Source organism: Cyanobacteria bacterium GSL.Bin1 (assembly GCA_009909085.1).
In the GTDB taxonomy this organism is placed as follows: Bacteria; Cyanobacteriota; Cyanobacteriia; order Cyanobacteriales; family Rubidibacteraceae; genus Halothece.
On sequence record JAAANX010000057.1, the window covers coordinates 48,589 to 54,588 of the forward strand.

Annotated in this window: 6 protein-coding genes; all 6 read right to left on the reverse strand. The window is 49.9% G+C overall.

Going from position 1 to position 6,000, the window contains the following annotated elements:
• Positions 1-71: 71 nt before the first annotated feature.
• On the reverse strand, positions 72-1,133 hold the full coding sequence (aroF, locus tag GVY04_06345; protein ID NBD15766.1) for a 3-deoxy-7-phosphoheptulonate synthase: 1,062 nt from the start codon (positions 1,131-1,133) through the stop codon (positions 72-74).
• A gap of 69 nt (positions 1,134-1,202) precedes the next feature.
• Positions 1,203-2,285: an anthranilate phosphoribosyltransferase gene (gene trpD, locus GVY04_06350; GenBank protein NBD15767.1), complete on the reverse strand. Its 1,083-nt coding sequence runs from the start codon at positions 2,283-2,285 to the stop codon at positions 1,203-1,205.
• Positions 2,286-2,366: 81 nt separating this feature from the next.
• Positions 2,367-3,611, reverse strand: coding sequence for a tryptophan synthase subunit beta (trpB, locus tag GVY04_06355; GenBank protein ID NBD15768.1), 1,245 nt, complete (start codon positions 3,609-3,611; stop codon positions 2,367-2,369).
• Positions 3,612-3,702: 91 nt separating this feature from the next.
• A complete protein-coding gene (trpA, locus tag GVY04_06360) occupies positions 3,703-4,521 on the reverse strand; it encodes a tryptophan synthase subunit alpha (protein NBD15769.1) in 819 nt (272 codons plus the stop codon).
• A 110-nt stretch (positions 4,522-4,631) separates the two neighbouring features.
• Entirely contained in the window at positions 4,632-5,537 is a 906-nt protein-coding gene (trpC, locus tag GVY04_06365; GenBank protein NBD15770.1) for an indole-3-glycerol phosphate synthase TrpC, read from the reverse strand.
• 57 nt (positions 5,538-5,594) lie between these two features.
• Positions 5,595-6,000 (reverse strand): hypothetical protein (locus tag GVY04_06370; protein NBD15771.1); only part of this gene is annotated, 406 nt, incomplete at its 5' end.

Here is a 6,000-nt window from a genome sequence, read left to right on the forward strand (position 1 = left end):
TTTTAAACCTTCAACCTTCAACTCCCACCTGCTACCCAACGATCAACCCAAGATCGACCTTTAGCTTTTTATTAAACGAGCTCTGCGACAAGTTGTTCTCCGCGATCTACTGCTTGACTAACAATAGCCAGTTCCTGAGTCAGTTGGTCAAACCGATCGGGAGTCAAACATTGCGGTCCGTCAGACAGTGCTTTAGCCGGGTTGGGGTGGACCTCAATCATCAGAGCATCTGTTCCGGCCGCGATCGCCGCTTTTGCCATCGTTGGAACTAACGTCGATACTCCTGTACCGTGGCTGGGATCGATCATGATTGGTAGGTGAGTTAAAGAACGCAATACCGGCACTACGGAAAGGTCTAAGGTATTGCGAGTGTAGCGGCGATCAAAGGTACGAATCCCCCGTTCGCATAAAATGACGTTGGCATTGCCGGCTGCCAGGATATATTCAGCTGCCATCAGCCAGTCATCAATGGTGGCAGCTACACCACGCTTGAGCAGCACTGGCTTATCTTGCGCTCCCACCTTCTTCAGCAGTGAGAAGTTCTGCATATTTCTAGCACCAATTTGCAGAACATCAGCCACTTCGGCGACCTTGTCAATATCAGCGGTATCCATTACCTCTGTAATTATTCCTAGTCCCGATGCTTCTCGTGCTGCTGCCAGTAAACCCAAAGCGCTTTCGCCGTGGCCTTGGAAGGAGTAAGGGGATGTGCGAGGCTTGTACGCCCCACCCCGAAGAAACTTAGCTCCGGCTGCCTTGACTCGCTGTGCCGTTTCTACAATCATAGACTCGTTTTCTACCGAGCAGGGACCCGCGACCATTACAACAGGTTGATTTTCCCCAAAAGTAACAGTACCATTGGGGGTCGGCACAGTAACTTCGCTGGCTTCGCCATAGCGATATTCCCGGCTGACTCGCTTGAAGGGTTTTTCGACTCGCAGAACTTGATCGATCCAAGGACTGATTTCCTGCACCAGTAGGGGATCGAAATGCGCTGTATCCCCAATCATGCCGATCACGACTTGATGCTTGCCAGTAATTTTTTCTGGCGTTACCTTCCAAATGTTACTCAGTTCTGAGCAAATACGATTAATTTCTTGTTCAGGAGTACCGGATTTAACGACAACGATCATGTTTGGATTCCTCTTGCTTATTCTTTAAATTCAGTGCGCTCTAACGCAATTCAATTTTTGGGTCTTTATTTACCTGAGAAATTGAGCTAGCTCCTCCAACTTTCTCCAGGCTTCCCCACTTTGCAAAACTTCTTGAGCTTGAGCAAAACCCCGTGCAAAGGTATCAGAGTTAGGCTCACCAGCAACGACTTCGCCTACATAGAGGGCCAAAGCAGCGTTTAAAGAAACGACATTCTGTTGTGCCTGAGTGCCGCTACCTTGAAGCACGGCCTTGAGAATGTCCGCGTTTTCCTGTACGTCACCGCCTTGTAGAGCAGCCGTAGGAGCGCTTTTAATCCCGAGTTCTTGTGGGTCTAATTCAATAAGACGGACTTGGTCAGTCGCGATCGCGAGATCGCTAATATCTGCTAGTCCTGCTTCATCTAATCTTTCTCGACCGTGAACCACAACCGCTCTGGTTCCCAGTTGAGATAAAACGTCTGCAAACGTTTCTACCAATGCCGGATCGCTAACGCCAATCACTTGTCCGGTCGGTTGGAGAGGATTGACAAGCGGACCGAGCAAATTAAAAATGGTGCGGACCTTTAGGGTTTTTCGCAGGGGAGCGACCGCCTTAAGCGCTGGGTGCCAGCCCGGAGCAAACAGAAACGTAATGCCGACTTCTTCAACTGCCCTCTGAACTTTTTCTGGCTCAGCCTTAAGATTCACGCCCAGAGCTTCCAGGACATCTGCTGAGCCAGTTTTACTCGAGGCGGAGCGATTACCATGCTTAGCCACCTTAAGACCGGACGCTGCTGCCACAAAAGCAACCGCTGTAGAAATATTGAAGGTGGAAGCTCCATCTCCTCCTGTTCCACAGGTATCAATTAACGGCAAAGTATCCGTTGCAGAGTTTTGGAGTCGGACTGATTGGGAGTGCAAAACTTGGACCATGCCGATCAGTTCTTCGGTAGACGGGCCTTTGGCCTGAAACGCCGCCAGAATAGCCCCTGATAGGACTGGCGGAATTGTTTCTGTCAGCCAACCCTGCATCAAATCTGCGGCTTGGGAAACCGAAAGCGATTGTCTGGCTAGCAATTGTTGCAACAAACTCGACCAAATGGTGGAGTCAGAGGTTAAAGATGGCTTTTGGGCAATGGGAGTTTCTACCATAGGTCTTACGTTCACTACTGATTGTGTTTCTAGTTAGGAGATGAGGGGTAGGGAATGCCCATGCGAGCGCAAAGCTGTCCTCTATTTCTTAGTTTGATCCCAGAATTGGGCAACTGTTTGCACATCTTTATCGCCGCGCCCGGAACAGTTAATAACGATGCGAGGACTTCCTTCTAACTGCGGGCAGAGGGTTTCTAAATAAGCAAAGGCATGAGCGGTTTCTAAAGCCGGGATAATTCCCTCTAGCCGAGACAGACGCTCAAAAGCCTCTAGCGCTTGCTTGTCAGTGACGCTGTAATATTCAGCCCGTCCGCTATCTTTCAGGTAACTATGTTCGGGTCCAACGCCTGGATAGTCTAGTCCAGCGCTAATCGAGTGTGCCTCGATTACTTGACCCTCATCGCTTTGAAGGAGATAGCTCATGGCACCGTGCAAAATGCCAACTCGCCCTCTGGTTAGGGTCGCGGCATGCTTTTCTGTTTCAATGCCTTCCCCGGCTGCCTCAACGCCGATGAGACGCACTCCCGGTTCGTTGACAAATTCGTGGAAGAGTCCAATCGCATTAGAACCGCCGCCGACGCAGGCTAATAAAATATCCGGCAATTTTCCCCATTTTTCTTCTGTCTGAGCGCGGGTTTCTGTACCGATAATGGCGTGGAACTCCCGAACCAATTGAGGATAGGGGTGCGGTCCAGCAACGGAACCAAGGATGTAGTGAGTATTTTCTACATTGGTTACCCAGTCGCGGATTGCCTCGGAAGTAGCATCTTTAAGCGTTCCTGTGCCTGCCTCTACAGGAGTTACGGTTGCGCCCATCAGCTTCATGCGGAATACGTTGAGTGCCTGGCGCTCCATGTCGTGGATGCCCATGTAGACAAGGCACTCTAACCCAAACCGGGCGCAGGCGGTGGCAGTAGCGACTCCGTGCTGTCCAGCTCCGGTTTCCGCAATAATGCGCTCCTTACCCATGCGTTTAGCTAGAAGGACCTGGGCGATGGCATTGTTGATTTTATGAGCCCCTGTGTGGTTTAAGTCTTCGCGCTTGAGATAGATTTGGGGTCCGCTGCCATCTGGTTTAGCGTAGTGAGCGCTGAGTCGCTCGGCAAAGTAAAGCGGACTGGGACGACCCACGTAGTCTTGTAGGAGGTGTTGTAGTTCTGCGTTAAAGCTCGGATCGTCGCGATACTGCTTAAACGCAGTTTCTAGCTCGGCAAGAGCAGGCATCAGCGTTTCCGGCACGTACTTACCGCCGAACTGTCCGAATCGACCCATTGCATCGGGATAAAGTTGTGATGTTGCAGTTTCAATATCTTGCGTACTAACCATTTTTGATCCTCTAATTTGTGTGTAAAAAAATTATGAGTAAGAGACCTATGTGCATGAAAGGGGAGGCTTGGCATCAAGGAAACCAAAGCTTCTAGGCGGAAACGACTTGCTTTTCTGGAGCAACCGCCGCTTTCAGTTCTTGACACAGAGACTCAATTCCCTGCAAGCCTTCACTTGGCGTGTCCTGAGCCAACCGTTTAACGAAAGCACTACCAACAATGATCCCATCGGCTCCCCAGTCCTTAACCTGACGAGCCTGTTCGCTACTAGAGATCCCAAAGCCAACACCGATTGGTTTATCGGTTATTTGGCGCATCTGCTCTAGGGAGTCTTTAACCTTTCCCTGGACTTGCGACCGCACGCCCGTAACGCCCGTAACGCTGACTAAATAGATGAATCCCTGAGATTTTTGGGCAATCTTTTCGATCCGCTCTTTAGAAGAGGTGGGAGCAACTAACAAAATAACTTCAACGCCGGCGCTGGCAGCCATTTCTAGTAGCTCAGCAGACTCGTCGATTGGGAGATCGGGAACGACCAATCCCTTTACTCCCACTTGGGAGATTTGCTCCATAAACGGCTTGATACCCCGGTTCAGAATTGGGTTGTAGTAAGTAAAGAGTATTATGGGGGCCTGTAGGTTAGGACTCACAGACTCGACCAGTTTTAGCACCTGCTCGAGGTTAACGCCTTTCTTTAAAGCGCGGGTAGCGGCTGCTTGAATCACCGGTCCGTCGGCTAGCGGGTCTGAGTAAGGAACCCCTAGCTCAATTAGGTCAGCTCCATTGCGGTCTAATACCTGTAACGCCTCGGCTGTCGTTGCCAGGTCTGGATCGCCAGCGGTAATAAAGGGAATGAGAGCGCACTGCTGGCGCGATCGCAACGTTTGAAACTGTTGAGAAATTGAAGTCATTTGTATGATGAGTTGCTGTTAGTTGTTAATTTCAATATTGATTAACGCCTGCAGAAATGAATTAAGATTGAATTCCTGCATCTTGAACAATGGCGGTACGATTGGGTTACTTACTGTACTGCCTCCTTTTCTTCGTTCAGAATTTTGCGAACAGCCTGCTCTATATCCGGCTGCTTGACTAAAGACTCGCCAATCAGAACAGCCTGCGCTCCCGCTTGTGCCACCCGCTCTAAATCGGCTCGGTTAAACAAACCTGACTCGCTGACGACCGTTATCCCTCTACTCTGGATTTGTTCTTGCTGCTGCTGGATTAATTGCTTAGTGGTTTCAAGATCGACAGTAAAGTTTTCTAGATCGCGGTTATTGATTCCGAGCAGGCGCAAGTCAGATAGAGACAGGGCGCGATCCAGTTCTGCTGCTGTATGCACTTCTATCAATGCGGTCATGCCTAGAGAGTGGATCGTGTTTAAAAAGTCTTGCAGATCGCGATCGCGCAAAATAGCAACGATGAGCAGCACCGCATCGGCTCCCGCCGCTCGCGCTAAATAAATTTGGTAGGGGTCGATGATGAACTCCTTGCACAGCAGCGGTAAGGACACGCTACGGCGAACTAAGCGCAGATTGTCAAAACTACCCTGAAAAAAATGGCGATCCGTTAGCACCGACAAGCAGGCAGCTCCGGCTTTTTCATAGGCTTGGGCAATACGAACGGGATCGAAGTCGGCTCGAATGACCCCCTTACTGGGTGAAGCCTTTTTGACCTCAGCAATTAAGCTGGGTTTGCTAGGGCTTTCCGGTAAAACCTGTAAATGTAAAGCGAGCAGAAAATTTCGCGCTGGCGGAGTTGCCTGAACTTGGTTTTGTAGCTTAGAAAGAGGAAGCGAAGCCTTCATTTGAGCCACTTCTTGCTCTTTGTGCCAAACAATTTTTTCCAGGATATGACGCGGTTCAGTATTGGGAGCTGCAATTGGGTAGTCTTTTACTGCTTGGTCAGGGGATTGACGACGAATCTGCATAGTTGGAAAAACGGTTTTTCTACGAAGTCATTTGATAGCAAACTGCCGACAAATTCATTAGCTGGCAGATATAGCCGCCTTGGTCGGTGTGGATTTGGCGTAGGCTTGGAGCACGTTCTCAATAATTGACAAGCCCACTCCGCCAGCAAGGGTCATGATCGATTCTGGGTGGAACTGAACAGCAGCGATCGCGTGAGTTTTATGTTCAATTGCCATAATTACTCCATCTTCCGACAGTGCGGTTACTTGCAGTTGCTCGGGTAAACAGTCTTTCTGAGCAAACAGGGAGTGGTATCGACCAACCTCAAAAGATTTCGGAACGTCTTTGAAGAGTGCCGAATCTTCAACAAAAGATCCGTGGGACTCCCCCACCTCGGAACAGGTGGGGGAGGAAAGCGGGTGAGTCGATACCGCTCGATGCGGTTGAGACTCACATTTTCTTAGGCTACACATAAGCCATTCG